This window comes from Stenotrophomonas sp. NPDC078853, assembly GCF_044901215.1.
In the GTDB taxonomy this organism is placed as follows: domain Bacteria; phylum Pseudomonadota; class Gammaproteobacteria; order Xanthomonadales; family Xanthomonadaceae; genus Stenotrophomonas; species Stenotrophomonas lacuserhaii.
The window spans coordinates 1-378 of the sequence record NZ_JBJDOQ010000032.1 but is presented as its reverse complement, the minus strand read 5'-3'; the positions used below and the strand labels follow the sequence as shown (position 1 = coordinate 378).

Genomic DNA, 378 nt, shown 5'->3' with positions numbered 1-378 from the left:
CGCGCCATGCAACGCTACCGGGTCGCACCTTCATCTACCATGATGGTCTGGCCCCTCAGCGCGACCCCGTCAGCGCCCGGGGGGTTCTCGGCATTTGCAATAGCCGACTCCACCACCTTCTTGATCAGGTGGGCAGCCTTCTTGTCCGAGAACTTCAGCAGGTTGACCGCACGCTCGGCAGGCAGGCCGCGCACCTGGTCAGCGACCAGGCGTGCTTTCTGCGCAGAGATGCGTGCGGAGCGCAAAATGGCTTTCGCTTCCATTGTCATCTCTCCTTACTTGCCGGACTTCTTGTCACCACCGTGACCCTTGAAGGTCCGGGTGATGGCAAATTCGCCGAGCTTGTGGCCGACCATGTTCTCGTTGATGAGAACCGGG

General features: G+C 60.8%; 1 protein-coding gene and 1 pseudogene. Both read right to left on the bottom strand.

The features are described from left to right. Positions 1-263 (bottom strand): annotated as a pseudogene (gene rplV / locus ACI2JH_RS19465) (50S ribosomal protein L22); the annotation flags it as partial. Positions 264-275: 12 nt separating this feature from the next. Further along, the coding region (locus ACI2JH_RS19460) for a ribosomal protein S19 family protein (protein ID WP_404736984.1) at positions 276-378 on the bottom strand (103 nt) is incomplete at its 5' end.